Annotated in this window: 27 protein-coding genes and 3 pseudogenes; 20 read left to right on the top strand and 10 right to left on the bottom strand. The window is 72.3% G+C overall.

The window, feature by feature from the left end; translation table 11 throughout:
• The first annotated feature begins 15 nt into the window (after positions 1-15).
• The 3 genes and pseudogenes from ABD198_RS00700 to ABD198_RS00690 all read left to right on the top strand — a co-directional run.
• A complete protein-coding gene (locus ABD198_RS00700; protein WP_343997280.1) occupies positions 16-762 on the top strand; it encodes an SDR family NAD(P)-dependent oxidoreductase in 747 nt (248 codons plus the stop codon).
• Positions 759-1832, top strand: coding sequence for a threonine aldolase family protein (locus tag ABD198_RS00695; RefSeq protein WP_343997279.1), 1074 nt, complete (start codon positions 759-761; stop codon positions 1830-1832). Before ABD198_RS00700 ends, ABD198_RS00695 begins: the two co-directional genes overlap by 4 nt.
• Positions 1833-1864: 32 nt before the next feature.
• Positions 1865-2278, top strand: a pseudogene (locus ABD198_RS00690) (transglutaminase-like domain-containing protein); the annotation flags it as partial.
• Between the two features lie 22 nt (positions 2279-2300).
• Here the strand turns inward: ABD198_RS00690 and ABD198_RS00685 are convergent.
• Both ABD198_RS00685 and ABD198_RS00680 read right to left on the bottom strand, forming a co-directional pair.
• Positions 2301-3029 carry a lysophospholipid acyltransferase family protein gene (locus tag ABD198_RS00685; protein ID WP_343997278.1) on the bottom strand — a complete coding sequence of 243 codons (729 nt, stop codon included), beginning with the start codon at positions 3027-3029 and terminating at the stop codon, positions 2301-2303.
• A gap of 189 nt (positions 3030-3218) precedes the next feature.
• Entirely contained in the window at positions 3219-3635 is a 417-nt protein-coding gene (locus ABD198_RS00680; protein WP_343997277.1) for a DUF4395 domain-containing protein, read from the bottom strand.
• Between the two features lie 75 nt (positions 3636-3710).
• On the opposite strand from ABD198_RS00680, the gene ABD198_RS00675 reads away from it, so the two are divergent.
• From ABD198_RS00675 to ABD198_RS00660, 4 genes are all read left to right on the top strand, one after another.
• Positions 3711-4124, top strand: a complete 414-nt coding sequence (locus ABD198_RS00675) for a TlpA family protein disulfide reductase (RefSeq protein ID WP_343997276.1) — start codon at positions 3711-3713, stop codon at positions 4122-4124.
• 155 nt (positions 4125-4279) lie between these two features.
• Entirely contained in the window at positions 4280-4798 is a 519-nt protein-coding gene (locus ABD198_RS00670) for a flavin reductase family protein (protein WP_343997275.1), read from the top strand.
• Positions 4799-5040: 242 nt separating this feature from the next.
• Positions 5041-5829, top strand: a complete 789-nt coding sequence (locus ABD198_RS00665; RefSeq protein ID WP_167989952.1) for an electron transfer flavoprotein subunit beta/FixA family protein — start codon at positions 5041-5043, stop codon at positions 5827-5829.
• 51 nt (positions 5830-5880) lie between these two features.
• Complete coding sequence (locus tag ABD198_RS00660) at positions 5881-6843, top strand: electron transfer flavoprotein subunit alpha/FixB family protein (RefSeq protein WP_343997274.1); 963 nt, start codon at positions 5881-5883, stop codon at positions 6841-6843.
• Between the two features lie 72 nt (positions 6844-6915).
• Here ABD198_RS00660 and ABD198_RS00655 read toward each other — a convergent pair whose 3' ends face one another.
• Entirely contained in the window at positions 6916-7824 is a 909-nt protein-coding gene (locus ABD198_RS00655) for an endonuclease/exonuclease/phosphatase family protein (protein ID WP_343997273.1), read from the bottom strand.
• Positions 7825-8014: 190 nt separating this feature from the next.
• On the opposite strand from ABD198_RS00655, the gene ABD198_RS00650 reads away from it, so the two are divergent.
• From ABD198_RS00650 to ABD198_RS00640, 3 genes are all read left to right on the top strand, one after another.
• Complete coding sequence (locus tag ABD198_RS00650) at positions 8015-9319, top strand: DUF6986 family protein (RefSeq protein ID WP_343997272.1); 1305 nt, start codon at positions 8015-8017, stop codon at positions 9317-9319.
• 102 nt (positions 9320-9421) lie between these two features.
• Positions 9422-9919: a DUF2975 domain-containing protein gene (locus tag ABD198_RS00645; RefSeq protein WP_343997271.1), complete on the top strand. Its 498-nt coding sequence runs from the start codon at positions 9422-9424 to the stop codon at positions 9917-9919.
• Positions 9919-10170: a helix-turn-helix domain-containing protein gene (locus ABD198_RS00640; protein ID WP_343997270.1), complete on the top strand. Its 252-nt coding sequence runs from the start codon at positions 9919-9921 to the stop codon at positions 10168-10170. The genes ABD198_RS00645 and ABD198_RS00640 overlap by 1 nt, the downstream gene beginning before the upstream one ends.
• 472 nt (positions 10171-10642) lie before the next feature.
• Here ABD198_RS00640 and ABD198_RS00630 read toward each other — a convergent pair whose 3' ends face one another.
• Together ABD198_RS00630 and ABD198_RS00625 are read right to left on the bottom strand one after the other, a co-directional pair.
• Positions 10643-11440, bottom strand: a complete 798-nt coding sequence (locus ABD198_RS00630) for a hypothetical protein (RefSeq protein WP_343997269.1) — start codon at positions 11438-11440, stop codon at positions 10643-10645.
• Between the two features lie 7 nt (positions 11441-11447).
• Entirely contained in the window at positions 11448-12542 is a 1095-nt protein-coding gene (locus ABD198_RS00625) for a LacI family DNA-binding transcriptional regulator (protein WP_343997268.1), read from the bottom strand.
• 192 nt (positions 12543-12734) lie between these two features.
• On the opposite strand from ABD198_RS00625, the gene ABD198_RS00620 reads away from it, so the two are divergent.
• The 3 genes from ABD198_RS00620 (at position 12735) to ABD198_RS00610 (ending at position 15285) form a co-directional block, all read left to right on the top strand.
• The gene (locus ABD198_RS00620) at positions 12735-13688 is read left to right on the top strand and encodes an ROK family protein (protein ID WP_343997267.1); all 954 of its coding nucleotides are present in this window, start codon (positions 12735-12737) and stop codon (positions 13686-13688) included.
• A 205-nt stretch (positions 13689-13893) separates the two neighbouring features.
• A complete protein-coding gene (locus ABD198_RS00615) occupies positions 13894-14097 on the top strand; it encodes a hypothetical protein (protein ID WP_343997266.1) in 204 nt (67 codons plus the stop codon).
• Positions 14098-14241: 144 nt separating this feature from the next.
• Positions 14242-15285, top strand: a complete 1044-nt coding sequence (locus tag ABD198_RS00610; RefSeq protein WP_343997265.1) for an NUDIX hydrolase — start codon at positions 14242-14244, stop codon at positions 15283-15285.
• Positions 15286-15497: 212 nt separating this feature from the next.
• On the opposite strand, the gene ABD198_RS00605 is transcribed toward ABD198_RS00610, so the two are convergent.
• Positions 15498-16859 carry a dipeptidase gene (locus ABD198_RS00605; protein WP_343997264.1) on the bottom strand — a complete coding sequence of 454 codons (1362 nt, stop codon included), beginning with the start codon at positions 16857-16859 and terminating at the stop codon, positions 15498-15500.
• 194 nt (positions 16860-17053) lie between these two features.
• Here ABD198_RS00605 and ABD198_RS00600 point away from each other — a divergent pair, with 194 nt between their 5' ends.
• Positions 17054-18283 (top strand): geranylgeranyl reductase family protein, encoded by a 1230-nt coding sequence (locus tag ABD198_RS00600; RefSeq protein ID WP_343997262.1) that lies wholly within the window; start codon positions 17054-17056, stop codon positions 18281-18283.
• Here the strand turns inward: ABD198_RS00600 and ABD198_RS00595 are convergent.
• Positions 18273-18722: a nitroreductase family deazaflavin-dependent oxidoreductase gene (locus ABD198_RS00595; protein WP_343997261.1), complete on the bottom strand. Its 450-nt coding sequence runs from the start codon at positions 18720-18722 to the stop codon at positions 18273-18275. The two genes, ABD198_RS00600 and ABD198_RS00595, sit on opposite strands and share 11 nt — an antisense overlap.
• A 153-nt stretch (positions 18723-18875) precedes the next feature.
• Here ABD198_RS00595 and ABD198_RS00590 point away from each other — a divergent pair, with 153 nt between their 5' ends.
• From ABD198_RS00590 to ABD198_RS00580, 3 genes are all read left to right on the top strand, one after another.
• Positions 18876-19565, top strand: a complete 690-nt coding sequence (locus tag ABD198_RS00590; RefSeq protein ID WP_343997260.1) for a TetR/AcrR family transcriptional regulator — start codon at positions 18876-18878, stop codon at positions 19563-19565.
• A 135-nt stretch (positions 19566-19700) separates the two neighbouring features.
• Positions 19701-20966 (top strand): sensor histidine kinase, encoded by a 1266-nt coding sequence (locus tag ABD198_RS00585; RefSeq protein ID WP_343997259.1) that lies wholly within the window; start codon positions 19701-19703, stop codon positions 20964-20966.
• Positions 20963-21628 carry a response regulator gene (locus ABD198_RS00580; protein ID WP_343997258.1) on the top strand — a complete coding sequence of 222 codons (666 nt, stop codon included), beginning with the start codon at positions 20963-20965 and terminating at the stop codon, positions 21626-21628. Before ABD198_RS00585 ends, ABD198_RS00580 begins: the two co-directional genes overlap by 4 nt.
• Before the next feature lie 147 nt (positions 21629-21775).
• Here ABD198_RS00580 and ABD198_RS00575 read toward each other — a convergent pair.
• A pseudogene (locus ABD198_RS00575) lies at positions 21776-22096 on the bottom strand (MFS transporter); the annotation flags it as partial.
• A 49-nt stretch (positions 22097-22145) separates the two neighbouring features.
• Between ABD198_RS00575 and ABD198_RS00570 the strand changes: the two are divergent.
• Positions 22146-22253: pseudogene (locus ABD198_RS00570) on the top strand (MarR family winged helix-turn-helix transcriptional regulator); the annotation flags it as partial.
• Between the two features lie 30 nt (positions 22254-22283).
• Here the strand turns inward: ABD198_RS00570 and ABD198_RS00565 are convergent.
• Both ABD198_RS00565 and ABD198_RS00560 read right to left on the bottom strand, forming a co-directional pair.
• The gene (locus ABD198_RS00565; RefSeq protein WP_343997257.1) at positions 22284-23024 is read right to left on the bottom strand and encodes a maleylpyruvate isomerase family mycothiol-dependent enzyme; all 741 of its coding nucleotides are present in this window, start codon (positions 23022-23024) and stop codon (positions 22284-22286) included.
• A gap of 294 nt (positions 23025-23318) precedes the next feature.
• Complete coding sequence (locus ABD198_RS00560; protein WP_343997256.1) at positions 23319-24476, bottom strand: MFS transporter; 1158 nt, start codon at positions 24474-24476, stop codon at positions 23319-23321.
• Positions 24477-24738: 262 nt separating this feature from the next.
• On the opposite strand from ABD198_RS00560, the gene ABD198_RS00555 reads away from it, so the two are divergent.
• Positions 24739-25545, top strand: a complete 807-nt coding sequence (locus tag ABD198_RS00555; RefSeq protein ID WP_343997254.1) for a hypothetical protein — start codon at positions 24739-24741, stop codon at positions 25543-25545.
• A 116-nt stretch (positions 25546-25661) separates the two neighbouring features.
• A complete protein-coding gene (locus ABD198_RS00550; RefSeq protein WP_343997253.1) occupies positions 25662-26396 on the top strand; it encodes a class F sortase in 735 nt (244 codons plus the stop codon).
• Positions 26397-26434 lie beyond the last annotated feature (38 nt).

The following is a 26434-nucleotide window of genomic DNA, read 5'->3' as shown; positions in this document are numbered from 1 at the left end:
CAGGAGGCGAGACACATGGGGAACGGGGCGCTCGACGGTGCGGTGATCGCGGTGGCCGGCGCGGGAGGACCCGCGGGGCGCGCGGCGCTGCTCAGGCTGGCCGAGGCGGGAGCGACTGTCGTCGCCTCCGACAACGACCCGGAGCGGCTGGCGGAGGCCGTCGACGCGGCGCGCTACGCGCACGGCGGCGCCACCGTCACCGGCGACACGGTCGACCTGCTGGACCTGGACTCCACCCGGGAGTGGGCCGCCCGCACCGAGAAGGAGTTCGGCCGGGTCGACGGCCTGGTCCATCTCGTCGGCGGCTGGCGCGGCAGCGAGACCTTCACCAAGACCAACCTCGACGACTGGGACCTGCTGGAGCTGCTGCTGGTGAAGACCGTGCAGCACACCTCCCTCGCGTTCCACGAGGCGCTGCAGCGCAGCGACCGCGGACGGTACGTGCTGATCAGCGCCGCGGGCGCCACCAAGCCCTCCGCGGGCAACGCCTCCTACGCCGCCGCCAAGGCAGCCGCCGAGGCGTGGACGCTGGCACTCGCCGACTACTTCCGCAAGGCCGGGGGCGAGCAGGGGCCGACCTCCGCGGCTGTCATCCTGGTGGTGAAGGCGCTGGTGCACGACGCGATGCGCGCCGAACGCCCCAACGCGAAGTTCGCGGGCTTCACGGACGTCAAGGACCTGGCCGAGGCCATCGTCGGCGTCTGGGACAAGCCCGCCGCGGAAGTGAACGGAAACCGTCTGTGGCTGACCGAGAAGCCGTGAACCCACCGCGGACCGACGCACGTCGTCATCACGACCCGGACGTCCGCGGTTTCGCCAGTGACAACTACGCCGGAGCCCACCCGGAGGTGCTCGCCGCGCTGGCCCTCGCCAACGGCGGGCACCAGGTCGCGTACGGCGAGGACGCCTACACGGAGAACCTCCAGCAGGTGATCCGCAGTCACTTCGGCCCCACCGCCGAGGCGTTCCCCGTCTTCAACGGCACGGGCGCCAACGTCGTCGCGCTCCAGGCGGTCACCGACCGCTGGGGCGCGGTGATCTGCGCGGACAGCGCCCACATCAACGTGGACGAGGGCGGGGCGCCCGAGCGGGTCGCCGGGATCAAGCTGCTCACCGTGCCGACCCCGGACGGCAAGCTCACCCCCGAGCTGATCGACCGGCAGGCCTACGGCTGGGAGGACGAGCACCGGGCCATGCCGCAGGTGGTGTCCATAGCCCAGGCCACCGAGCTGGGCACCGTCTACACCCCGGACGAGATCCGCGCCATCTGCGAGCACGCCCACGCCCGCGGCATGAAGGTGCACGTCGACGGCTCGCGGCTGGCCAACGCCGCCGCCTCCCTCGACGTGCCGATGCGCACCTTGACCAATGCCGTCGGGGTGGACATCCTCTCCCTGGGCGGCACCAAGAACGGTGCCCTCTGCGGCGAGGCCGTCGTGGTGCTCAACCCGGACGGCATCCGGCACATGAAGCATCTGCGCAAGCTGTCCATGCAGCTCGCCTCCAAGATGCGCTTCGTGTCGGTGCAGCTGGAGGCGCTGCTCGCCCGGGACCTGTGGCTGCGCAACGCCCGGCACGCCAACGAGATGGCCCAGCGGCTCGCCGAGGGCGTGCGCGCCGTGCACGGCGTGGAGATCCTCTACCCGGTCCAGGCCAACGCGGTCTTCGCCCGGCTGCCGCACGACGTGAGCGAGCGCCTGCAGAAGAAGTTCCGCTTCTACTTCTGGGACGAGGCCGCGGGCGACGTCCGCTGGATGTGCTCCTTCGACACCACCGAGGAGGACGTCGACACGTTCCTCGCCGTCCTCAAGGAGGAGATGGCGCGCCGCTGACCCGGGGCCGGGTGTGCATAGATGTGCGGCCGGACGCGGACGATCCGCGGGTCACCTGGCGCGCCTCCGACGTCCTGGAGCAGCGCACCGGCATCTGCTACGCCAAGGCCCACGCCCTGACCGCCCTGCTCCGGGCGGAGGGCATCCCGGCCGCGCTCTGCTACCAGTACCTGGGCGTGGTGCACGGCCTCGTCGCGGTGTGGTTCGACGGCGCCTGGCACCGGCAGGACCCGCGCGGCAACAAACCGGGCGTCGACGCCCGCTTCTCGCTCCGCGGCGAACGCCTGGCCTTCACACCCGACACGGCGGCCGGTGAACGCGACCACCCCGTCCTGTACGCGGCGCCGCATCCGGCCGTCGTGCGGGCGCTCAGTTCCGCGCGCGACCGGTCCCACCTGTGGCAGATGCTCCTCCCCACCACGCTGGAGGACCAGGGCCGCCCGTGAGTCAGTGGGGGCCGCCTATGACTCAGTGGGCCTCGGCCGCGCGGACCTGCTCCGGGGTGGGGGCCGTGCCGCCGAGGTGGGCCGGCATCCACCAGGTGTCCTCGGGGCCCCTGGGGCGCACCGGGTAGGCCCGCTGAGCCGCCTCCAGCAGCTCCTGGACGCGCTCGCGCAGCTGCCGGGTGATCACACCCGCGTAGGTGTCCTTGGACGCCTCCAGCGCCTCGCCCACGCGAATGGTGATCGGCGTGTGGCTGCGCTTGAAGTTGCGCGGACGGCCCTTGGTCCACAGGCGCTGGGTGCCCCACACCGCCATCGGGATCAGCGGCACGCCGGCCTCCTGCGCCAGGCGCGCCGCACCCGACTTGAAGCTCTTCAGGGTGAACGACTGGGAGATCGTCGCCTCGGGGAAGACGCCCACGATCTCACCCGACCGCAGCGAGCGCAGCGCGTTCTCGTACGCCGCCTCGCCCTGTGCGCGGTCGACCGGGATGTGCTTCATCCCGCGCATCAGCGGTCCGGAGATCCTGTGCCGGAAGACCGACTCCTTCGCCATGAAGCGCACCAGCCGCTTCTGCGGCAGTGCGGCCAGGCCGTTGAAGACGAAGTCCAGGTAGCTGATGTGATTGCTCACCAGCACGGCGCCGCCCGTGCGCGGGATGTACTCCGAACCCCGGAGGTCGATCTTGAGGTCCCACACCTTGAACAGGGTGCGGGCGAAACCGATCACGGGGCGGTAGACGAGTTCAGCCATGGGCGGGATGGAACCCTTCCTTCTCTGCTGGGAAGGAGGCACTCTCCCAGTCGAAGTTACGCAGCCGTAGGTTTACGGCTTGTCGCTGATGGTGCCCGAATAACGCGCCGTGAACCAGCCCCGGAGCCCGCGAGCGGCGAGATTCTCGTCACGTCCACCCCCGGCCCACCTCGGTCTTTTGCGCGGCCGTTATCCCGCGCGGACCGTCAACCGCCGCATCAGCAGGTACATCTCGCAGCCCAGGCAGTAGCCGAACACCGCGTTGAGGAAGGCCGCCGCGAGCGCCGCCCCGGTCGCGGCCAGGCCCAGCCAGCCGGGCCCGGCGGTGAAGCCGATCAGGGCGGTCACCGCGAAGACCAGTCCGACCGCCTGTGCGAACCGCGGCGGCTGCGGCGCCTCGAACTCCGTGGGCGGCCCGAGCCGCGGCCGCACCGCCTTCCGGAACAGCCAGCCGTACGGCGACCGGCCGACCCCGCCCGCCGCGCCGCAGGCGAACGCCAGCGTCTGCCAGGCCAGCAGCCACACGCTCCCGGTGATCATGACGACCGCCAGCACCACGGTCGTCACCGCCGCCCCGAAGCGGGGCCCCCTCGCATCGATGTCCATGAATCAAGCATTCCGCACGAGAGCCGGAGGGCGAAGGCGGGAATCTTTGCGGTTGTGTGAATGCTTCAAGCTGGTGTGACCGGACTGGTGGTGTGTGTGCTGGTGCTCGCCGCGGCGAGCACCTTCGGAGTGCTGCAACGGCGGCGGAGCGGGAGGGTGCGGGTGCGCGCGCGGGACGAGGGCAGTCGGCTGGCGGCCGAGGAGCTGGGCGCCGAGCTCGGCGAACGCGCCACGCTGGTGCAGTTCTCCAGCGCCTTCTGCGCCCCCTGCCGGGCCACCCGGCGGGTGCTGGCGGACGTGGCCGGCATGGTCCCCGGCGTCGCGCATGTCGAGATCGACGCCGAGGAGAACCTCGACCTGGTGCGCCGCCTCGACATCCTCAAGACCCCCACCGTGCTGGTCCTCGACGCCGGTGGCCGGGTGGTGCGCCGGGCCACCGGGCAGCCCCGCAAGGCCGATGTGATCGCCGCCCTCGGAGAGGCGGTATGACGTCCCGTGGGCCCGCAGTGAGTCATCTCCCACCTCACAGGGCCGACTTGACGGCGCGTTCCGTGCCTCGTCAGCCTGACGGCATGTCCTCGGAACTCCTTCGCCCGTCGCGGGTACCCGCTCCCTCATCTCGTCTCCCGCGGAAGGACAGTTCCATGACGGCCCCGCCCGCCCTCGGCAACGCCCGGCCCGCCTCGCCCGATCTGCTGCGCTCCGTGTTCCGGCGGCACGCGGCGGGTGTGGCGGTGATCACGGCGCGCGGTGCCTCGGGGCCGGTCGGCTTCACCGCCACCTCCCTCGCCTCCGTCTCCGCCGACCCACCGATGCTCTCCTTCGGCATCGGCACCGCGAGCTCGAGCTGGCCGGTGATAGCCACGGGTGACCACGTCGGCGTCCATGTGCTCGCCGAGGACCAGCAGGACCTGGCGGTCACCTTCGCCCGCCCCGGCGCCGACCGCTTCGGACCGGGCACGGCCTGGTGGGACGGCCCCGAGGGGGTGCCGCTGCTGCACGGCGTGCTGGCCTGGACGGTGTGCGAGGTCGTGGCCAGGGTCCCGGCCGGAGATCACCGCATCGTGATCGGCGAGGTGCTGCTCGGCGACCCCGGCGACCCCGCCCGCCCCGGGCGTCCCCTGCTGTATCACCACGGCCGCTATCACGGTCTGCGGGACTGAGCCGCTCGCCTCTCGCGCTGCGTGCGCGTCCAGTTCCGGTTACGCTGCGTTGCAAAGGTCACAGTTCAAAGCGCTTGCTTAGCGGGAACGGACTCGGTGTACTGGCGCGTAACGAACTGGGTGTACTGGCGAGTAACCTAATGTGCGGAGCGCGGGTCGCCCCGACCGGGATCACCCCCTTCAGGTGCCTATGCTGCCTGCAGACAGGCAGCCAGAAATGACGATGCAGTAGGAGAGCCGGCGTGAGCTTGAGGATCGTTGTCACTGTGAAGTACGTGCCCGACGCCACTGGCGACCGGCACTTCGCCGATGACCTGACCGTCGACCGCGACGACGTGGACGGTCTGCTCTCCGAGCTGGACGAGTACGCGGTCGAGCAGGCGCTGCAGATCTCGGAGAACTCCGACGACGACGTGGAGGTCACCGTCCTGACCGTGGGTCCGGAGGACGCCAAGGACGCGCTGCGCAAGGCGCTGTCCATGGGCGCCGACAAGGCGATCCACGTGGAGGACGACGACCTGCACGGCACCGACGCCATCGGCACCTCCCTGGTCCTGGCCAAGGCCATCGAGAAGGCCGGCTACGACCTGGTGATCTCCGGTATGGCCTCCACCGACGGCACCATGGGCGTCGTCCCCGCGCTGCTCGCGGAGCGCCTCGGCGTCCCGCAGGTGACGCTGCTGTCCGAGGTGTCGGTCGAGGACGGCAAGGTCACCGGCCGCCGCGACGGCGACGCCGCCTCCGAGCAGCTCGAGGCCTCCCTGCCGGCGGTCGTGTCGGTCACCGACCAGTCGGGCGAGGCCCGCTACCCGTCCTTCAAGGGCATCATGGCTGCCAAGAAGAAGCCGGTGGAGTCCTGGGACCTGTCCGACCTGGACATCGACGCCGACGAGGTCGGCCTGGAGAACGCCTACACCACGGTCGTGTCGGCCGCGGAGCGTCCGGCCCGCACCGCGGGCACGATCGTCAAGGACGAGGGCGAGGGCGGCAAGCAGCTCGCCGAGTTCCTCGCGGGCCAGAAGTTCATCTGAGCCCGAGTTCGCTGACCGTCCCTCATCTTCGCTACGCAGGAGTGCAATCCCATGGCTGAAGTTCTCGTCTACGTCGACCACGTGGACGGCGCCGTCCGCAAGCCCACGCTGGAGCTGCTGACCTTGGCCCGCCGCATCGGCGACCCGGTCGCCGTCGCCCTCGGCAACGGTGCCGGTGACACCGCCGCCACGCTCGCCGAGCACGGCGCGGTGAAGGTCCTCACCCACGAGGCGTCCGAGTACGCCGACTTCCTGGTCGTGCCGAAGGTCGACGCGCTGCAGGCCGCCGTCGAGTCCGTCTCCCCGGCCGCCGTGCTGGTCCCGTCCTCCGCCGAGGGCAAGGAGATCGCCGCCCGTCTGGCGCTGCGCATCGGCTCCGGCATCATCACCGACGCCGTCGACCTGGAGGCCGGCGACGAGGGCCCGGTGGCCACCCAGTCGGTGTTCGCCGCCTCCTACACCACCAAGTCCCGTGTCTCCAAGGGCACCCCGGTCATCACGGTCAAGCCGAACTCGGCCGCCGTGGAGCCGGCCCCGGCCGCGGGCACGGTCGAGGCCCTGTCGGTGACCTTCTCCGACAAGGCGACCGGCACCAAGGTCACCGGCCGCACGCCGCGCGAGTCGACCGGCCGTCCCGAGCTGACCGAGGCCGCGATCGTGGTCTCCGGCGGCCGCGGCGTCAACGGCGCCGAGAACTTCTCGATCATCGAGGCCCTCGCCGACGAGCTCGGCGCGGCCGTCGGTGCCTCGCGTGCCGCCGTCGACGCCGGCTGGTACCCGCACACCAACCAGGTCGGCCAGACCGGCAAGTCGGTCTCGCCGCAGCTGTACATCGCCGCCGGTATCTCGGGCGCGATCCAGCACCGGGCCGGTATGCAGACCTCGAAGACCATCGTGGCCATCAACAAGGACCCCGAGGCCCCGATCTTCGACCTGGTCGACTACGGCGTCGTCGGCGACCTGTTCGACGTCGTGCCGCAGCTCACCGAGGAGGTCAAGGCCCGCAAGGGCTGATCCCCCCCGCAGCCGCAGCAGGCCCCCGCGACCGTCACGGCCGCGGGGGCTTCGCGCATGCCGGGGCCTCGCTCATGCCAGGGTCAGCGTGGCCTGCACCGGCAGATGATCGCTGGGGTACTGCCCGTGGGCGGTGAAGGTGTTGATCGCCGCCCGGTGCACGGTGACGCCGGGGGTGGCCAGGATCCAGTCGATGCGGTCGCCGCCCGGCACCGGCGGCCGGTAGTTGTGGAAGGTGCCGTACAGCGCGCTCCGCTCGGCCGCCGCATCCCAGGTGTCGACCAGACCGGCGGAGAGCATCGTGTCGTACACCGGGTTGCCGTGGGCGGGCACATTGAAGTCGCCGGTCACCAGCACGGGCAGTGAGCGGTCCATCTTCCGGATGTGCTCGACGGTGAGGTCGGCGGCCCGCTCGCGTGCGTACTGACTGGCGTTGTCCAGGTGGGTGTTCAGCAGGACGAACTCCCGCCCGTCTGCGGTGAGATCGCGGAAGCGGACCCAGGTGACCATGCGGATCCAGGCGTTGCCCCAGGTCTTCGAGGCGATCACATACGGGGTGTCGGAGAGCCAGAAGTGCTCGTACTCCAGCGGCTCGAGCCGGCGGGTGTCGTAGAGGACGGCCATGAACTCGTCCCGGCTGCCGCCCGCGCGCCCGGTGCCGATCCAGTCGTAGTCCGGGCCCAGATCGGCCTCGATGTCGTGCAGCTGCCGGTACAGGCCCTCCTGGGTGCCGATGACATGCGGGCGTTCCTGGCGCAGCAGCCGTCGCATCACGGGCCTGCGGGTGGCCCAGCTGTGCGGCTCCGCGTCGCTCGCGTAGCGCAGATTGAACGACATCACCTCCAGGGGGCGGTCGTCCGGGCCCTCCGCCGCGGCGGCGGGCGCGGACGACAGTGCTGTACTGGAGAGCGGAAGGGCGACGGAGGCGGCCAGTGCGGATCTCAGTCCCGTGCGGCGGGTGACCCGCGGGTGGTGTGGCACCAGGCTCTGCCTTTCTGTTCGCGTCGGTCGGGGCCGTGCGCTGCTGGTCCGACGGTGCCAGATGAACGTGAACATGCCGAGAGGGCGGAGTGGATCTCGGGGCAAGACAGTGTTGACCGACGGCAGAGCGGCGGATAACTTCGTTCTGCGGATTGTCCATTCCGTATAACGGAAACCAGGAGGGCGAGGAATGGGCCAGGGCCAGCAGGAGCGGGTGGCGACGAGCCTCTCGGGTGCCGTCAGCGAGGAGATCAGCGCCTCCCTCGCGCCGGTCGACGCCGAGCTGGAGCGCCGCTACCCCGGGGACCCCGGCACCCGCCAGCCCGTCCACACCGTCTACGTCCCGGGCGACGCCTTCGCCGCCGGCACCATCCGCTCCTGGGGCGACCAGGCGCTCGCCGCGCTCGACGAACACGCCCCCGACGCCGCCGCCTTCGCCTCCGCCCTCGGACTCGATGAGGCCCTCGCCGAGGACGTCTACGGCCGGGTCCGCGCCAAGCTCGAACGCGAACCCGTCGAGGACCTGCGGGTCGACTTCGAGGACGGCTACGGCAACCGCCCCGACGCCGAGGAGGACGAGACCGCTGCCCGCGCCGCACGGCTGATCGCCGAGGCGTACCGGAACGGCACCGCCGCCCCCTACATGGGCATCCGGATGAAGTGCATGGAGGTCGCCGTACGCGACCGGGGCATCCGCACCCTCGACATCTTCCTCACCGGCCTGATGGAGGCCGGCGGCCTGCCCGCCGGTCTGGTCCTGACCCTGCCCAAGGTCACCTACGCCGAGCAGGTCACCGCCATGGCGCGGCTGCTCGACGCCTTCGAGAAGACGCACGGCCTGGAGCCGGGCCGGATCGGCTTCGAGATCCAGATCGAGACCAGCCAGGCCATCCTCGCCGCCGACGGCACCGCCACCGTCGCCCGGATGATCCAGGCCGCCGAGGGCCGCGCCACCGGCCTGCACTACGGCACCTTCGACTACAGCGCCTGCCTCGGCGTCTCCGCCGCCCACCAGGCCGGCGACCACCCGGCCGCCGACCACGCCAAGGCCGTCATGCAGGTCGCCGCGGCCGGAACCGGCGTGCGCGTCTCCGACGGCTCCACCAATGTCCTGCCGGTCGGCCCCACGGAGAAGGTCCACGCCGCCTGGCGGCTCCACTACGGCCTCACCCGCCGCGCCCTCGCCCGCGCCTACTACCAGGGCTGGGACATGCACCCCGGCCACCTGCCCACCCGGTACGCGGCCGTCTTCGCCTTCTACCGGGAGGGCTTCGAGCAGGCCGCCGCCCGCCTCGCCCGCTACGCCGGCCGGACCGGCGGCGACGTCATGGACGAACCCGCCACCGCCAAGGCCCTCAGCAGCTATCTGCTGCGCGGCCTGGACTGCGGCGCGCTGGACGTCGCCGAGGTCGCCCGGCTCTCCGGCCTCGACCGCGCCGGCCTCGAGGGCTTCGCGGCACCCCGGCGCGGCGACCTCACGGCCTCCGCGCAGTAGCTCACGGCTCCCGCGCGGCGGGCGGCCCCGGCACGCTCCCGGCTTGCCTGCGCTTATCGAATCTCGATAGATTCCCATCGTGGTTCGATGGGAGGTCAGGCGATGGGGAAACTGACGGTGCTCGCTCTGCGCGCGGTGATCGTGGCGCTGCTGGCCGGCTCGGTGTTCGTCCAGGCGGTGATGGTGCCGCTGCTCGCCAGTGACCTGAAGGGCCTGGACGAGGAGGTGGCCCGGCTGGCCGACCCGGTCATGGCGATCGTCGTGCTGGGCGTGGTGACCGCCCAGATCGTGCTGGTCTGCGTCTGGCGGCTGGTCACCATGGTGCGCCGCGGCACGGTCTTCTCCCACGCGGCCTTCCGCTACGTCCACATCGTGATCGGCGCCTTCGTGGCCGCCGCGCTCCTGGTGTTCGCGCTCGGCGCGGTCCTGGCGCCGGGCGAGGCCGTCGCCCCCGGAGTCGTCCTCCTGGTGGGCGGAGTCGGGCTCGCGGTCTTCGGGATCGCGCTCGTGGTGCTGGTCCTGCGCATGCTGCTCGCCCAGGCCGTCGCCCGCGAGGCGGAGGCGACGCGGATGAGGGCCGAACTGGCCGAGGTGATCTGATGCCGATCGTCGTCGACATCGACGTGATGCTCGCCCGGCGGAAGATGTCCGTCGGCGAGCTGGCCGAGCGCGTCGGCATCACCCCCGCCAACCTCGCGGTGCTGAAGAACGGCCGCGCCAAGGCGGTGCGCTTCACCACCCTCGCCGCGCTGTGCGAGGCGCTCGACTGCCAGCCCGGAGACCTGCTGCGCTACGAGCCGGAGGACGAGCCCGCCTCCCGGCCGAAAACCGGTGTGCCGGGGGCTCGGTAGCGGCTCCGTCACAGCCGAGGCCGCCGCGCCCCGCACCGAATCCGGTCGCTCCATGAGCCCGGAGGCGGAAGGGGCGCGGCGAGACGGCAGGCGAGTCGCCCTCCGAGAAGCCCCAGGAGGAGAAGGAGCGGGACACCGCCGGACCCACCGAGCGCTCCACGCCGAAGGACGAGCCCGACGGCGACCCCACGGAGGACGGCGCCGGAGGCGGCGGGGGAGGCGGCACCGACCCCGCCGCCCAGGCCCCCGTCTGCCATCCCATCGGCGGCGGCAAGTACAACTGCCAGGTCTGGCGCACTGCCAAGTCCTACACCGCCGCCGGCACCGAGGCCGGCATCCTCAACGCGGGCACCAACTACTTCCACTGCCAGAAGAACCTGGGCCGCCGCGAGACCCACGGCCAGTGGACCAACGTCTGGTGGGCGAAGACCGACGACGACAGCGGCAACACCGACGTCTGGGTCAGCGACGTCTACATCAGGGGCGGCGACAACGACGCACCGGTGCCCGGGGTGCCGCACTGCTGACAGAACCGCTCCAGCCCCGAGGCCGTCACGCGCCTCTCCTCGGCGAACAGCCGGGTGCCTTGTGCGCACAGCTCCGCGTCGGCGCGGGCCCGCGCGCTGAACTGCTCCGCCGTCGCACCGAACAGCTTCCGCAGCGCCGGGGACTGAAGCAGCAGCTCGGTGAGCAGCGCCCGCTGCTGCCCGGGATGGGTGCGGGGCCTGCCGGTGCCGTCGTGCAGCACACCGTGCCGGTTGACGTACACATGGGCGCCGGGCAGCACCGTGCCGTCCGCGAGCTCGATGCGCGCGGTGGGGAAGGGCAGCCAGGCCCGCCGGTAGTTGCCGTGCGGCCGCGGCACGCCCTCGCTGGCGTCGATCACCGCCAGCTGGTCGGCGTCCAGCCACAGCACGAACAGCTCCCGCACCACGCCGGGCGCGGCCACCGGGGACGCCGACACATACCCGGCCCGGCTCACATGGGCCGAGACGCCGACGTCGACACCCGTCACCCGGGCCCGCACCATCGGGACCGGCGCGGTGATGCCGGAGCCGGCCATCTTGTACCGCAGCTGCCCCGGGCAGGCGTTGGAGCCGATCGCCAGCACCGGCGTCCGCTCCTCGTGCACCAGCCGGTCCAGCGGCAGCAGCCGGTCCCCGTCCAGCAGCCCCGAGTCCTCGGGCCGCGCGCCCGGATACAGCAGCGGATGCTCCCGGGGCGCCTCGGCCAGCCCCAAGGCCTGAAGTGTGCGGTCCTCGGTGCCCATGGCCCGCTCAGTCCTCCGGCGGCAGCTCGCCCGAGCCCCGCGTGATCAGCCGGGTCGGCAGCTCGATGCGCTCGGGCTTGATCAGCGTGCCGTCCAGCTGCGCGAACAGCCGCTCCGCCGCGGTCCGGCCGAGTGCCGCGGCGTCCTGGGCGACGACCGTGACGCCCGGCTGCAGCAGATCGGCCAGCTCGATGTCGTCGAAGCCGACCAGCGCGACCCGGCGGGACTGCTCGGCCAGCACCCTGATCACCGTGACCGTCACCCGGTTGTTGCCCGTGAAGATCGCGGTGACCGGCTCGGGTCCGGACAGCATCTCCTCGGCCGCCTGCCGCACCCGCCCGGGGTCGGTGATGCCCAGCGACATCCAGGAGTCCTCCACCGGTATGCCCGCGTCCTCCATCGCCGCCCGGTAGCCGCGCAGCCGCTCGGCCGCGGTGTGGATGCGGGGCATGTCGCCGATGAAGCCGATCCGGCGGTGGCCGTGCGCGATCAGATGGGCCACTCCGTCGCGGGCACCGCCGAAGTTGTCCGACAGGACGACGTCCGCGTCGATCCTCCCGGCCGGACGGTCCACGAACACGGTGGCGACGCCCGCCTTGAGCTCCGGCTCCAGATACCGGTGGTCGTCACCGGCGGGGATCACCACAAGACCGTCCACCCGGCGGGCGCACAGCGCCAGGACCAGCTCCTGCTCGCGGTCCGGGTCCTCCGCGCTGGAGCCGTTGATCAGCAGCGCCCCGTGGGCGCGGGCCACCTCCTCGACCGCCCGGCTCAGCGGCCCGTAGAACGGGTCGGCGAGATCCTCCAGGACCAGGCCGATGCTGGCGGTACGGCCCTTGCGCAGCACCCGGGCGCTGTCGTTGCGCCGGAAGCCCAGGGCGTCGATGGCCTCCTGCACGCGCCGCTCGGTCTCCGGGGTGACGCCGGGCTCGCCGTTGACGACCCGTGACACCGTCTTCAGGCCCACCCCTGCGCGGGCGGCCACGTCCTTCATGGTGGGCCGGTTGCCGTAACGGTTCCCTCGGAGGCGGTCGGTGCGGCGGGGCGTCTCCGGCACGATGAGCTGTCCTGTCCTGTCGTCCACGGGGATGCGTAGGTCCATGGGGTTGTATGAGGATGTGGCGTCGAGCATAGAGCCTGGACAACGTTGTCAGAGCAGGAGACACTGTTCACCGCTCACTCCGGCCCGCGCAACCCGGCGACGTCGGGGTGCGGTCTGCCCCATGTGCGGCCCCTGGTCGCCCATGGTCCTTTCCGGGTGTTTTCGCATGTTCGACGGGGAGATCCGACACTGATGCACACCGACCTCGTGGCCGCGCTCGACATCGGCGGGACCAAGATCGCCGGCGCACTGGTGGACGGCCGGGGCCGGATCCTCGTCCGTGCCCAGCGGCCGACACCCGCCCGGGAGGACGGAGAGACCGTGATGCGGGCGGTGGAGGCCGTCCTCGGCGAGCTCGCCGCCTCTCCGCTGTGGGAGGGCGTCTCGGCCGTCGGGATCGGCAGCGCGGGCCCGGTGGACGCCTCCGCCGGCACCGTGAGCCCCGTGAACGTGCCCGGCTGGCGCGACTACCCGCTGGTCGCCCGGGTCCGGGAGGCGGCCGGCGGCCTGCCCGTCGAGCTGATCGGCGACGGGGTGGCCATCACGGCCGCCGAGCACTGGCAGGGCGCGGCACGCGGCCACGACAACGCCCTGTGCATGGTCGTCTCCACCGGGGTCGGCGGCGGGCTCGTCCTGGACGGCACCCTTCACGCCGGGCCCACCGGCAACGCGGGCCACATCGGTCACATCAGCGTCGACCTGGACGGCGACCCGTGCCCCTGCGGCTCGCGCGGCTGCGTGGAACGCATAGCCAGCGGCCCCAACATCGCCCGCCGCGCCCTGGAGGACGGCTGGCGGCCGGGCCCGGACGGGGACACCTCCGCCGCCGCGGTGGCCGCCGCCGCGCGGGCCGGGGACCCGGTGGCCGTCGCCTCCTTCGAACGGGCCGCCCGGGCGCTGGCCGCCGGCATCGCGGCGACGGCGACGCTCGTGGAGATCGACATCGCGGTGATCGGCGGGGGGGTGGGCAAGGCCGGCGAGATCCTCCTCGCCCCGCTGCGCAAGGCCCTCGCCGACTACGCCACCCTGTCGTTCGTCCAGCGTCTCGCGGTGGCTCCGGCGCAGATGGGCACGGATGCGGGGCTTGTCGGCGCCGCGGCGGCGGTGCTGGCGCGGAGGCCGGATGCTGCGGCGGCGGGGGTCTGAGGAGGCGGCGGGGGTCTGAGGAGGCGGCGGGGGTCTGAGGAGGCGGCGGGGGTTTGAGGAGGGCTGAACGGATCCGTCCGGTCCGTTCTGGCGGGGGCTGGGCGGATCAGTCCGCTCCGTTCTGGTCGGGAGCTGCCGCGGTCCGTGTGGTTCGTCTTCCGAATCGGCGCGTGACCCCTGGGCCGTTCCGGCCGTTGAGGCGGGTATGAAGAAGCGCAGCATGCTGGCCATCGCCTCCCTCGCCACCGGATTCGTCGTCGCGGCGGTCACCCCTTCGCACGCGGCCGGTGAAGGCCTCGAGGGGCTCGGCGTCAAGGACGCCCTCAACACCCTCGACCAGGCGGTCGACAGCGAGAGCCTGAACCTGGACCACTCGACCAAGGAGTCGGTCAAGAAAGCCAAGGACTGACGACCTCCCCGGCACGACAGCGACGGCGCCGGCGCCCTCCCCCTCGGGGCGCCGGCGCCGTCGTGATGCGTTCTCAACTGGGGCTGGTTTCCGTGGCAGGGTGGAGCGGGCAAGCCTCTGGGGGCCAACAGAAGAGGGGGAACCGTGACCGTGGTCTGGATCAACGGTGCGTTCGGTGCGGGGAAGACCACCACCGCACGGGAACTGATCGAGCTGATCCCGAACAGCACGCTCTTCGACCCCGAGGTCATCGGCGGGGCACTCGCGCATCTGCTGCCGCCCAAACGCCTCGCCGAGGTCGGTGACTACCAGGACCTCCCCATCTGGCGCCGTCTCGTCATCGACACGGCCGCCGCGATGCTCACCGAGCTCGGCGGGACCCTCGTGGTCCCCATGACCCTGCTGCGCCAGGACTACCGCGACGAGATCTTCGGGGGCCTCGCCGCACGGCGGATACCCGTCCGGCATGTGCTTCTGGCCCCGGCGGAAACGATCCTGCGGGAGCGGATAGCCGGCCGTGAGGTGCCGGCGGAGATGCCCGACGCGGAGCTACGGATACGTCAGTGGTCCTACGACCACATCGAGCCGTACAAGGCCGCGCTCGCCTCCTGGCTGACGGCGGATGCGTACCCGGTGGACACGGGGGCGATGAGCCCGTACGACGCCGCGGTGCGGATCGCGGAGACGGTGCGCAGCGGGGCGGTGCCGGTGTGTGACATCGTGCAGACGCCGGAGCCGACGGCGGAGACCGTTGCCGCGGGGGTGCTGTTGTTCGACGAGGAGGACCGGGTGCTGCTCGTCGACCCGACGTACAAGGCGGGGTGGGAGTTCCCCGGGGGCGTGGTGGAGCCGGGGGAGGCGCCGGCGCGGGCCGGGATGCGGGAGGTCGCCGAGGAGACGGGGATCAGGCTGGCGGAGGTGCCGGCGTTGCTGGTGGTGGACTGGGAGCCGCCGGCGCCGCCCGGGTTCGGAGGGCTGCGGCTGCTGTTCGACGGTGGGCGGCTTGCGGCGGAGGATGCGGGGCGGTTGTTGCTGCCGGGGCCGGAGCTGCGGGAGTGGCGGTTCGCGAGTGAGGTGGAGGCGGCGGAGTTGTTGCCGCCGGTGAGGTATGCGCGGTTGCGGCAGGCCCTGCGGGCGCGGGAGCGGGGGAAGGCGGCGTATTTGGAAGCGGGGGTGCCGGTGGGGTAGGGGGCTGTTTTCCGGGTGCCGTCTGTTGCAGCTGGGCGGGGGTGGGGTGCGCTTGCCGGCGCTGGCAAGGTGCCGCCTGCGCCCACCCGCGCCGCCCAGGCGGCACGAATGCCCGCAGGTGACGGGGCCCCTGCCCGCAGTGGACGGCGGCTCTGCCGCCCGGAGGAACGCAGCTCCGCCGCCCGCAGGTTGGCTGCGGGCGGCGGGGTTGGTCAGGCAGCGCTGTTGGCGTAGTTGCGGAGGAAGTGGGCCTCGGCTACGGAGAGGCGCTCGAGTTCTTCGGGGGAGACGCTTTCGTTGACGGCGTGGATCTGGGCCTCCGGTTCGCTCAGGCCGATGAGGAGGATCTCCGCGTCGGGGTACAGGGCGGCGAGGGTGTTGCACAGGGGGATGGAGCCGCCCTGGCCGGCGTACTGGAGTTCCTGGCCCGGATAGGCGACGGCCATCGCGTCGGCCATGGCGCGGTACGCGGGGCTCGAGGTGTCCGCGCGGAACGCCTGGCCCTGCCCGACCTGCTCGGTGCTGATCCGCGCACCCCACGGAGTGTGGGCCTCCAGGTGGGCCTGGAGCAGCTTGGTCGCCTCGGTCGCGTCGACGCCCGGCGGCACCCGCAGGCTGATCAGCGCGCGGGCGCTCGCCTGCACGGACGGGGTGGCGCCGACCACCGGCGGGCAGTCGATGCCGAGCACGGTGACCGCCGGGCGCGCCCAGATGCGGTCGGCGACCGTGCCGGTGCCGATGAGCTCGACCCCGTCCAGCACCTTGGCGTCCTTGCGGAACTGCTCCTCGTCGTACTGCAGTCCGTCCCAGGCGGCGTCGACGGTGAGCCCGTCGATGGTGGTGCTGCCGTCCTCGGCGCGCAGGGAGTCGAGGACACGCACCAGAGCGGCCAGCGCGTCGGGGGCGGCCCCGCCGAACTGACCGGAGTGCAGATTGCCCTCCAGGGTGTCGATGCGGACCCGCAGCATGGTCATGCCGCGCAGCGTGGAGGTGACCGTGGGCAGGCCGGCCCGGAAGTTGCCGGTGTCGCCGATGACGACGGTGTCGGCCTCGAGCAGCTCCGGGTGCGCCTCGGCGTACCGCTCCAGGCCGCCCGTGCCCTGCTCCTCCGAACCCTCCACGATCAGCTTGACGTTGACGGGTACTCCGCCGTTCGCCTTGAGGGCGCGCAGCGCCAGCAGATGCATGATGAGGCCGCCCTTGCAGTCGGCCGCGCCGCGCCCGTACCAGCGGCCGTCCCGCTCGGTGAGCTCGAACGGCGGCGTCGCCCAGGCGGCCTCGTCCAGCGGCGGCTGCACGTCGTAGTGGGCGTAGAGGAGGACGGTCCTGGCGCCCTCGGGGCCGGGCAGGAAGCCGTACACCGACTGGGTGCCGTCGGGGGTGTCGAGCAGGGCCACGTCCTTGAAGCCCTCGGCGGTGAGCGCGTCGGCGATCCAGCGGGCGGCGCCCTCGCTCTCGCTGCGCGGGAACTGGTCGAAGTCCGCCACCGACTTGAACGCCACCAGTTCGGCGAGCTCTTGCTTCGCCTTCGGCATCAGTGAGGCGACGGTCGCGGCGACCGGATTCGACGACATGGGCACGCTCCTTGTGGGTGCGACGTTGTCCTACTGCGTACGTGTGGGCACGGCATGATCGTGCGGTATGGGTGACTGATCCCGTGTAAGGGGCACCCACACCGCCGATCCTCCCACAGCGACCTGCGGCGATCGTCGCCGTAGGATGCGACAGGACGCAGCGGCAGGCGGCTAGATCGGAGCGGTAGACCATCGTGACCAGCGAGAACTCTTCAGCGGACGGCGAGCGCCAGGTGTGGGACGTCGTCGTGGTGGGCGCGGGACCCGCGGGGGCCTCGGCCGCGTATGCGGCGGCGGTCGCGGGACGGCGCGTTTTGCTGCTGGAGAAGGCGGAGCTGCCGCGCTACAAGACCTGCGGCGGCGGCATCATCGGCCCCTCGCCCGATGCGCTCCCGCCCGGCTTCGACCTGCCGCTGAAGGACCGGGTGCACGCGGTGACGTTCTCCCACAACGGCCGTTTCACCCGCACCCGTCGCTCCCGCCAGATGCTCTTCGGGCTGGTCAACCGGCCCGAATTCGACCAGCAGCTGGTGGAGTTCGCGCAGAAGGCGGGCGCCGAGCTGCGCACCGGCGCCACCGTGCAGCGGGTGGAGCAGCACGGTGCGGCCGTGCCCGACCGGCGCACGGTCGCGGTGGTGCTGCAGGGCGGTGAGACGATCCTCTCCCGGGCGGTCGTCGGCGCCGACGGCAGCGCGAGCCGCATAGGCGCCCATGTGGGGGTGAAGGTCGACCAGGTGGACCTGGGGCTGGAAGCTGAGATCCCGGTTCCGGACACCGTCGCGGAGGACTGGAAGGGCCGCATCCTCATCGACTGGGGCCCGCTGCCCGGCAGTTACGGCTGGGTCTTCCCCAAGGGCGACACCCTCACCGTCGGCGTGATCTCGCGGCGCGGCGAAGGCGCGGCGACCAAGCGCTATCTGGAGGACTTCATCGGCCGGCTCGGCCTGGCCGGCTTTGAACCGAGCATCTCCTCCGGGCATCTGACCCGCTGCCGGGCCGACGACTCGCCGCTCTCCCGCGGCCGGGTGCTGGTCTGCGGGGACGCGGCCGGGCTGCTGGAGCCGTGGACCCGCGAGGGCATCTCCTTCGCGCTGCGCTCGGGGCGCCTGGCGGGGGAGTGGGCGGTCCGCATCGCCGAGGCCCACGACGCCGTGGACACCCGCCGCCAGGCGCTGAACTACGCGTTCGCCGTCAAGGCGGGGCTCGGGGTCGAGATGAGCGTCGGCAAGCGGATGCTGGCGGTGTTCGAGCGGCGTCCGGGCCTGTTCCACATGGCCCTCACCGGACTGCGCCCGGCGTGGCGGGCGTTCAAGGACGTCACCCAGGGCTCGACGTCGCTCGGCGAGCTGGTGCGGACGCATCCGATGGCCCAGCGTGCGCTGACGCTCCTGGACCGGCGTCAGGACGAGGGCGTCAGTCCGTGATCGTGATCCGGAAGACGGGGTGGTCGGGGGCGATCCGGCGCAGCTCCGCCTCGGACGAGCCGGGTCCCACGCCCTTGAAGAAGACCCCGACCTCCGCCTTCCAGCGCTTGAGGTAGGCGCGCAGCAGCGGCGGCTTGTCGTCGTCGGCGACTTCGACCGCGGTGAAGTTCTCCACGCGCTTGCCGAGGCGGAGCTGTCCGCCGCCGGCCGCGCGCATGTTGTGCGTCCACTGGACGTGGCCGCGCGGCGCGACGAGGTACTGCCGCCCGTCGACGGTCAGCAGGTTGACCGGTGTGGTCCGCCACTGGCCGCTCTTGCGGCCCCGCACCGCCAGTACCCGGGAACCCCAGACGCTGATGCCCCGGCGGGTGAGCCAGGCGACGAACCGGTTGAAGACGTTGACGGTGAACCAGCCGGGCTTGATGACATGCGTGGACATGGGAACCCCTTGACGTGGCGATTCTGCGTGAGCACTGCTCTCGATTGTGAGCACTGCTCTCGGTGAACAGCAGTCTGCCTCATCTCGGCCGCCGGAGCAAGAGCACTGCTCTCGTTTGTGTGCAGTGCTCTGCCCGTGTGCGACACTGGGCCCATGAGCAGCACCACACGCGGCGCCCGCGCCCGGGCCAGGACCGAAGTCACCGCGGCCATCAAGGAGGAGGCCCGCAGACAGCTCGTCGCGGAAGGTGCCGCCAAGCTGTCCCTGCGCGCCGTGGCCCGTGAACTCGGCATGGCGTCCTCCGCGATCTACCGCTACTTCCCCAGCCGCGACGATCTGCTGACCGCCCTCATCATCGACGCCTACGACTCCCTCGGCGAGGCGGCGGAGGCCGCCCGCGCGCAGGCGTCCGGCGAGCCGCCGGCCCGGCGGTGGGTCGCCGTCTGCGAAGCGGTGCGCACCTGGGCCCTGGCCCATCCGCACGAGTACGCCCTGATCTACGGCACACCCGTCCCCGGCTACACCGCGCCCAGCACCACCATCCCGGCCGCCTCCCGCGTCGCCCTCGCCCTCATCGGGATCCTCCGCGAGGCGCGGCAGGAGTCGCGCCTCACCCCGCCCGCGCTGCCGGACGAACTCTCCTCGGAGGCCGAGCGGATGGCCGCCGACTTCGCCCCCGACCTGCCGCCCCAGGTCGCGGTGGCGCTGGTCGCCGCCTGGGCCGAGCTGTTCGGACTGGTGGGCTTCGAGGTGTTCGGCCAGTTCCACCGGGTGGTGGAGGACCGCGAGCGCTTCTTCCGCCATGCCGCGGCACGGCTCGCGGACTCGGTCGGGCTGACGTAGCGGGCCCGGCCAGGATCTGCTGAAGGACCGTCGGCTCCCTGGTGAAAGCCCCGTGGGCCTACTTCACCGGGAGTACGTCCGATCACCACGCCGGGGTGACGCGGCTCGGGCCGCCCGGCGTCTAGCGTGGCGGACATGGACGAGCAGCAGGAGCGCGGAGCCGGGCGGATGCGGGCCTGGTGGCGCCGGGGACCGGGGGCGGCCTGGCGTTACGGACCGCGCGGCCTGACGGGCCCGGGGGAGGGCGCCGCCGAGGCCGGCGGCCGGTCCCGGCTGCCCTGGGTGTCCACCCTCCTGATCACGGCCTTCGTCATGGCCGGCTCCACCTTCGCCGCCCATGCCCAGGAGGGCGAGCGCGTCGCCCTGGACCCGTTCGCCAGGCTGCTGCTGTTCGCGGCGGGCGCCTCGCTCCTGCTGCGGCACCGCCATCCCGTGGCGGTGCTCAGCGGCACCGTCGGCGCCGTCCTGCTCTACCTCGGCGCCGGATACCCGTACGGCCCGGTGTTCCTGGTCGTCGCGGTGGCCTGCTTCACCGCCGTCGTGGCGGGGCACCGGCGTGCCGCCTGGACGGCGATGGGCACCCTCTGGGTGGGCCATCTGCTGCTCGCCCATGTGCTCTACCGCCGGCTGCCGCCCGCCGGGGACTCCGCAGCCTCCTGGAACCAGGAGATCGTGGCCGCCACCTGGGTGGTCGCCCTGATCGCCGTGTCCGAGCTGGCGCGCGCCCGGCGCGAGCAGTGGGCGCGCGAGCGAGCCGAACGCGCCCAGGCGGCCCGCCGGCGCGCGGACGAGGAGCGTCTGCGCATCGCCCGTGAACTGCACGACGTGCTCGCCCACAGCATCTCCGTGATCAATGTGCAGGCCGGCGTCGGCCTCGCCCTCCTGGACAGCGACCCGGAGCAGGCCCGCACGGCGCTCACCACCATCAAGGACAAGAGCAAGGAGGCGCTCGGCGAGGTCCGCCAGGTGCTCGACACCCTCCGCACCCCCGGCGCGGCACCCCGGGCGCCCGCTCCCGGCCTGGACCGCCTGCCCGAACTGGTCGAGCAGGCGGCCGCCGCCGGCCTCAGCGTCACGGTGGAGGGCGAGGCGCCGGACCTCGCGCCCGGCGCGGATCTCGCCGCCTTCCGGATCGTCCAGGAGGCGCTCACCAATGTGGTGCGGCACTCCGGGTCACGGAACGCGCGCGTGCGGATGGAGGAGCGGGCCGGGGCCCTGCACCTGTGCATCGACGACGACGGGCCCGCCACCGGCGCCGACGCGGGCGGCAGCGGCAACGGACTGGCCGGAATGCGGGAGCGGGCCGCCGCACTGGATGGCACGATCGAGGCGGGCCCGCGCCCCGACGGCGGCTTCCGCGTGCTGGCCGTGCTCCCGCTCACGCCGAAGGAGGACCGGTGATCCGCGTACTGCTCGCCGACGACCAGTCGCTCGTCCGGGCTGGCTTCCGCGCCCTGCTGGACGCCCAGCCGGACATCGAGGTGGCCGGAGAGGCCTCCGACGGCGAGGAGGCGGTGCGGCTCATCCGCGAACTGCGCCCGGACGTCGTTCTGATGGACATCCGGATGCCCGCACGCGACGGGCTGGCCGCCACCCGTCAGGTCACCGGTGACCCTGACCTGGCGGACGTGAAGGTGGTCATGCTCACCACCTTCGAGCTGGACGAGTACGTCTTCGAGGCGATCCGCTCCGGCGCCTCGGGCTTCCTGGTCAAGGACACCGAACCGGAGGAACTGCTCCGCGCGGTGCGGGCGGTGGTCGCGGGCGACGCCCTGCTGTCGCCCGGCGTGACCCGCCGCCTGATCGCCGAGTTCGCGGCCCGGTCCAAGGAACCGGCCGCCGCCGACGCTCTCGCCCAGCTCACCGAACGGGAGCGGGAGGTGATGGCGCTGGTCGGCATCGGCCTGTCCAACGAGGAGATCGCCCGCCGTCTGGTCGTCAGCCCGCTGACCGCCAAGACCCATGTGAGCCGCACCATGGTCAAACTCGGCGCCCGCGACCGGGCCCAGCTGGTGGTGCTCGCCTACGAGTCCGGCCTGGTCCGCCCCGGCTGGCTGGGCTAACCGCGGCCGAGTCCGTCCGCCCGGTTCACTGAGCAGCCGTCAGCCGTCAGCCGTCAGCCGCAGCCGCCGCATCGCACGGCCACGGCAGGACGCGCGCCCGGCGGGGAGGATTCACCCCGCCGGGCGCGCGGTGGAGGCGCCCCCCGGTCACGGCGCGCCGGCGCGCTCCGTCTCCGCCTCCCGCGAGGTGGACCTGGCGACGACCACCGACCGGCGGTCCCCGCGACGCCACCGCAGTCCGGTGAGGGAGATCAGCAGCCCCGCCGCGGCGATGCCGGTCACCACCATCAGCCCCGGCCGGTAGCTGTCCAGCACGGCCTGCGGATCGGCCCCCTCCGGCGCCTGCGCGGTGACCACCGCCGTCACCACCGCCAGGAACAGCGCGCCTCCCACCTGGACGGACGTGTTGAGCAGCCCGGACACCATGCCCTGCTCGTGCTCGTCGACGCCGTTGGTGGCCTGGACGTTGCTACGGCGGTCTGCTGCTGCTCGGCGGCCGCGCCGCCGACCTGCTGGGGACCGGCGGGGTGTACGGGTCGCGCTCACGCAGCAGGGACGCGCGCTGCACGGCAAGGTACTGCCGGTGCTGCGCGCGGTGCTGGCCCGGATGCTCGCGTCCGGCTGATCGCGGCCCCCCGGCAGGCCGTGCGCGGGATCAGAGCACCGCGGACTTCTCCCGCCACAGCTCGGCCAGCGCCGGGTCGCCGGAGACGTCCGGCACCGGCACCCGGTTCCACAGCGCCAGGTACAGCTGCTGCGCCGGACCGCTCAGTTCGCACCCGATGCCGTCGTCGGCGTCCTCGCCACGGACGGTCACCGGCGGATCCTGGGACACCCGTATCGTCCACACGGCTTCCGCGTCGGTGGCCCGCACCCGCAGCAGCTGAGGCTTCTCGCTGCGCACCTGGCTCCTGCGGCGGGCGTGGAAGCCGCGCAGCAGCTCGTCGATGCCGTCCACGGCGAAGTCCGTGCCGATCGGAGCGGGGGTGCCGCCGCGGGCCGCCTCGGCGTCGAACCGGTGGACGCAGGTCTCGTGCGCCTGGCGCCGCGCCCAGAAGGCGAGCGCGGAGGGCGCGCCCGGCAGGAAGGTGTAGCACTCCACATCGGCGGGCGCACCGGCCAGCGTGTCGACCAGGAGGCGGTGGCTCGCGCGGTACCAGGCGATCAGATCCGGGCCGTCGAGGGCGGGCTCCTCGCCCATGGCGCGCGGTGCCGTGTGCCCCTCGGCGACGAAGCCCGCGGCCCAGCGGTGCACCACGCCGGTGTGCCGCAGCAGGTCGCGCACCCGCCACCCGGGGCAGGGCGGCACCACCGCGTCGACGCCCGCCTGCTCGGCGGCGTCGGCCAGCAACCGGCCCTCTCGGTCCAGGATCTGAAGAAACCAGGCAGTGTCCATGACGAGGAGTCTGCCGCACGACGCGTACATGCCGATGCGTCGCACGAGCAGGCACACCTGTTGATGCGCCGTGCAACGCATCCATGTCGATGCGCGGCGGCGCACCCGCCACCACCGCCGCGCACCGCGGCCGGCCTACGGCAGCGGCGTACCGCCGCGGCCTCGCGGCTGATCCTGGGAGGGGAAGTCGGGGGTCGGGTGCTGCCCGACGGGGTTCTGCTGCTCGGTCACGGTCCACTCCTCGTCCCACGATGTCGCTCACGTGGGACGCCGGGTACCCCGCCGGGCGGCGGCTCAGCCCACCCGCCGGGTCGCGATCCCGGTGACCGTGGCCACCGCCGCGAGCGCCGCCACGCTGGTCAGGGCGGCCGGCAGGCTGAACCAGTCGGCCATGAAGCCGATCGCCGGCGGTCCGAGCAGCATGCCGCCGTAGCCCAGGGTGGAGGCGGTGGCGACGCCGCTCGGCCCGGCCAGCGCGCCGGCCCGCTCGACGGCGACGGGGAAGAGATTGGCGAGGCCGAGCCCGGTCACCGCATAACCGAGCAGGGCGGCCCACAGGGAGGGCGCCAGGGCACCCAGCAGCATGCCGGCGCACGCGGTGGCGCCGCCCGCGACGACGGTCCGGGTCCGGCCCAGCCGCTCCAGCAGCGTCGTCCCGGTCAGCCGCCCGGCGGTCATCGCCAGCGCGAAGCAGGAGTACCCGACGGCCGCCGCGCCCGCCGAGGCGCCGAGGTCCTGCTCCAGATGGAGCGCGCCCCAGTCGGCCAGGGCGCCCTCGCCGTAGGCGGTGCACAGGGCGATGAGCCCGAACACGATCACCAGGGCCCGGGTGCGCCGGTCCGGGCGGCGCGGTTCGGCCTGCTGCTCCCGGCCCCGGTCCGCCGGGGTCAGCGGCTCGATCCGCAGCAGTACGCGCCCGGCGACGGCCGTCACCGCCAGGCCGGCGGCGGCCAGCAGCCACAGATGACGGGTGGGGGTGAGCGAGCCGGCGACCAGGGCGCCCAGGCCCGCGCCGACCATGCCGCCGAGGCTGAAGGCGGCGTGGAAGCTCGGCATGATCGGCCGCCGCAGCTCCGCGACCAGATCGACGGCGGCGCTGTTGAACGCCACGTTGATCCCGCCGTAGGCCGCCCCGAACAGCAGCAGGACCGCGCCGAGCGCCGGCGCGGAGTGGGTCAGCGGCGGCAGCCCCACGCTGAGGCAGAGCAGGACGGCGCACACCACGGTGACCAGATGGCTGCCGTAGCGGCGGCACAGGCGGCCGGTGAGGGTCATGGTGACGACGGCCCCCGCGGACACGCCCAGCAGGGCGAGCCCGAGGGTGCTGGCCGAGGCCCCGGTCTGCTCCTTGACGGCGGGGATGCGGACCACCCAGCCGGCGAAGACGAAGCCGTCCAGGGCGAAGAATGCGGTCAGAGCGAGTCGGAGCCGGACGAGGTCCGAACCCGGCACGACGCTGTGCGAACGGGTTTTGTTTATTAGCGGCACAAAAGCAGGCTAGGTGAGCGCCGGGGCCAGGTGCAAGGGGGCCGGCGGCCGCCGAAAGGGGGCGGCGACACGCCTGTACGTGCCGCCATAGGGATGGGTTGTTAACCCGTGTGTACCTCCCGGATGGTGAGCTCCGCCGTCTTGCCTGACGTTGGATCACGTCGAGACCGGGTCAATCGTGCTGACGAGGAGTCAGCAGCCCGGCCGCCGATGGAAGGAATCCCAGATGCGCTCTGCTCGCATGGTGCTCGCCAGCGCGACGGCCACCGCGGCCCTCGCGATCGCCGCACCCCTGGCCTACGCCGACCACATGGGTGACGGTGAGCACGACAAGTCTTCCTACAGCAAGGAGCACGACAAGGACAGCAAGCACGACAAGCCCTACGGCGGAATGCACACGGGTGGCGGTGCTCTGTCGTCGGTGTCCGACAAGGACTGGGAGAAGGGCGACGACAAGTACGAGGACGAGGACAAGAAGGACGAGGACAAGAAGGAGGAGGACAAGAAGGAGGAGGACAAGAAGGACGACAAGTACGAGGGCAAGCACGACAAGCCGTACGGCGGTATGCACACCGGCGGCGGCGCCCTCGCCCTGTCCACGGACAAGGACTGGGAGAAGGGCGACGACAAGTACGAGGACAAGGACGAGGACAAGAAGTACGAGGACAAGGACGAGGACAAGTACGGGGACAAGGACGAGGACAAGAAGCACGAGGACGAGTACTCGTCCAAGCACGACAAGCCGTACGGCGGTGTGCACACCGGTGGCGGCGCCCTCGCCCTGAACAAGGACTGGAGCGGCGACGAGGGCGGCAAGTACGACTCCTCCGAGACCTACAAGGACAAGAGCGAAGAGTCCTGGGGCAAGGACAAGGAGGAGTGGAAGCACGACAAGCCGAAGGGCGGCATGCACACCGGTGGCGGTGGCCTCGCCCAGCCGGGTGTGACCGCGGGCGGACTGGCCGCGCTGGCCTTCCTGGGCACCGGCATGTACGCGCTGCGCCGCAAGAAGGCAGCCGGAAGCGTGGCGTGAGCCGTGCCTGACCACATAGCGGCCGGGGCCGCCCCTCGCGCATGACGCGGCGGCGGCCCCGCCCGCCGAGCCCAACGTCGTGTCCGCCGCCGTGTCCGAGTGAGGTGGTTCCCCCGATGGCAGCCAGTCCCCTTGCCCCCGCCGACAACGAGCCGCCGCCGAGAAGACGCAGACTGCGCGCCGCGATGACGGCGCTCTTCTGGGGTGCGGCTGCCCTGGTGCTGGCGGTCAGCCTGCTGGGCGGCGGGCAGGAGCCTCCCGCCGACAACCACGTGCCGCACGCTCCCCCCGCGGTGAGCGCCGAGAACTCCGTCGCCCCCCGTTTCGGGGAGTCCGTACCCTCGCCGGCCGCACCGGCATCCAGCCGGCCCGCTCCGAGCGCCTCAGCCCACAAGTCGATGCCGCGGTCCGAGCCCGTACGGCTGCTCGTCCCCAAGATCGCCGTCGACGCCCCCTTCACGGATCTCGAGGTCGGCGCGGGCGGCCAGCTGGAGGCTCCCCCGCCCGACGACACCAACCTCGTCGGCTGGTTCGCCAAGGGCGCGTCACCCGGAGAGCTCGGCACGGCGATCGTCGCCGGACACGTCGACACCAAGACCTCACCCGCCGTCTTCGCCCGGCTGAGCGAACTCAAGAAGGGCGACCGCTTCCGGGTGGTGCGCAAGGACGGCAGCAAGGCGGTCTTCCAGGTGTACGACAAGGATTACTTCGACAAGGACGACTTCCCCGACGACCGCGTCTACGCCGACACCCCGGACGCCCAGATCCGGCTCATCACCTGCGCGGGGGCGTACGACCGCGCCGCCAGGGACTACACGGAGAACCTGGTGGTCTTCGCCCGTCTCGTGTGAGACGGGCGGGACAGCGGGACGGGGCGCGGTCCCGGCAT

This window comes from Streptomyces thermocarboxydovorans, assembly GCF_039524635.1.
Lineage (GTDB): Bacteria > Actinomycetota > Actinomycetes > Streptomycetales > Streptomycetaceae > Streptomyces > Streptomyces thermocarboxydovorans.
This window is presented reverse-complemented; position numbering and strand designations above follow the sequence as displayed.